Source organism: Micromonospora sp. MH33, assembly GCF_003013775.1.
GTDB classification, from domain to species: domain Bacteria; phylum Actinomycetota; class Actinomycetes; order Mycobacteriales; family Micromonosporaceae; genus Micromonospora; species Micromonospora fulviviridis.
Genome location: NZ_MUYZ01000582.1, coordinates 1 through 1899 on the forward strand (window position 1 = coordinate 1; position 1899 = coordinate 1899).

Annotated in this window: 1 protein-coding gene; it reads left to right on the forward strand. The window is 76.9% G+C overall.

Going from position 1 to position 1899, the window contains the following annotated elements:
* A partial coding sequence (locus B0E53_RS36050) for an acyltransferase domain-containing protein (RefSeq protein ID WP_146167959.1) occupies positions 1–1899 on the forward strand: 1899 nt, incomplete at both ends.

Genomic DNA, 1899 nt, shown 5'->3' on the forward strand with positions numbered 1-1899 from the left:
GCCGGCCGCGACGGCCTGGCCGCCGCGCTGGGCGCGCTCGCCGACGGCCGCCCCGCGCCGCACACCGTCACCCGCGCCCCGGGTACGCCGGGGGAGGTGGCTTTCGTCTTCCCTGGGCAGGGTTCGCAGTGGGCGGGTATGGCAGCGGAGTTGTTGGACAGCGCTCCGGTGTTCGCGGAGGCGTTCGGCGCGTGCGCGGAGGCGCTGCGTCCGTATGTGGACTGGTCTCTGCTGGATGTGGTGCGGGGCGCGCCGGATGCGCCGTCGTTGGAGCGGGTCGATGTGGTGCAGCCGGCGCTGTTCGCGGTCGGTGTGTCCCTGGCCGCGTTGTGGCGCTCCTACGGCGTCCAACCCTCCGCCGTGATCGGCCACTCGCAGGGCGAGATCGCCGCCGCGTATGTCGCGGGGGCACTGACGTTGGACGACGCCGCGGCCGTGGTGGCGTTGCGCAGCCGGATCATCGCCGGTATCGCGGGTGGCGGTGGCATGGTGTCGGTCGCCACCACGGCCGAGGAGGCCGCCGCCACCATCGAGCGGTGGGGCGGACGGGTCGCGCTGGCCGCCGTCAACGGCCCCACCTCCGTGGTCGTGTCCGGTGATGCCGCCGCCCTCGATGAGCTGGTCGCTCACTACGAGGGCCGTGACGTGCGGGTGCGTCGGGTGCCGGTGGACTACGCGTCGCACTCGGGGCACGTCGAGCCGCTGCGGGAGCAGCTCCTGGATCTGCTCGGCGGGCTGCGGCCCCGCACCGGGGAGGTCCGGTTCCGGTCCACGGTGGAGGGTGACTGGGTCGACACGGCCGGTCTCGACGCGGACTACTGGTACCGGAACCTGCGGCAGACGGTGCGCTTCGACGAGGCCGTGCGTGATCTGGTGGCTGCCGGCTATCACACGTTCGTGGAGGTCAGCGCCCACCCGGTGCTCACCATGGCGGTGCAGGAGAGCGTGGAGGTGGCCGCCGCCGACCCGACCGCGGTCACCGTCACGGGCACCCTGCGCCGCGACGAGGGCGGCCTCGACCGGTTCCACCGCGCGCTCGCCGAGGCGTACGCCGGTGGCGCCGCCGTCGACTGGCGGCCCGCCTTCGCCGGCCGCGCCGTGCACCGCCGCGACCTGCCCACCTACCCGTTCCAGCGGCAGCACTACTGGCCGCGCCCGGCCGCCGCGCCGGCCCCGGCGGCCCTCACGGAGCCCGACGAGGTCGACGCCCGGTTCTGGGCCGCCGTCGAGGCCGAGGACCTCGCCGCGGTCACCGCCGAACTCGCCGACACCGCCGCGGTACCGGAGGGCGCCCTCGCCGACCTGCTGCCCGTCGCCCCCGACACCGCCGCCGAGCCGGCCCTCACCGGCACCTGGTGGCTGGTCACCGGCCCGGACGACACCGGCGCCGCTGAGGCCGCCTTCACCGCCGACGCGCTGCGCCGGCACGGCGCCACGGTCGTACCCGTCGCCCTCGCCGGGGAACGGTCCGACCGCGCCGGCCTCGCGGCCCGGCTGCGCGACCTCGCCGCGGCCACCCCGGCCGCCGGCATCGCCTCCCTGCTCCCGCTCGACGAGACGCCGCTGCCCGGGCACCCGCACCTGCCGGCCGGCTTCGCCGGCACCGTCACCCTCGTGCAGGCCCTCGGCGACGCCGGGATCCGCGCACCACTGTGGACCCTCACCCGGGGCGCCGTCTCCACCGGCCCCGCCGACCCGCTGCCGCACCCGACGCAGCAGCTCGCCTGGGGCTTCGGCCGGGTCGCCGCCCTGGAACACCCGGACCGCTGGGGCGGCCTCGTCGACCTGCCCGGCGAACCGGACGACCGCGCGGCCCGGCGGCTCGCCCGCGTCCTCGCCGGCGCCGACGGAGAGGACCAGGTGGCGCTGCGGTCCACCGGCGCGTACGGCCGGCGGCTG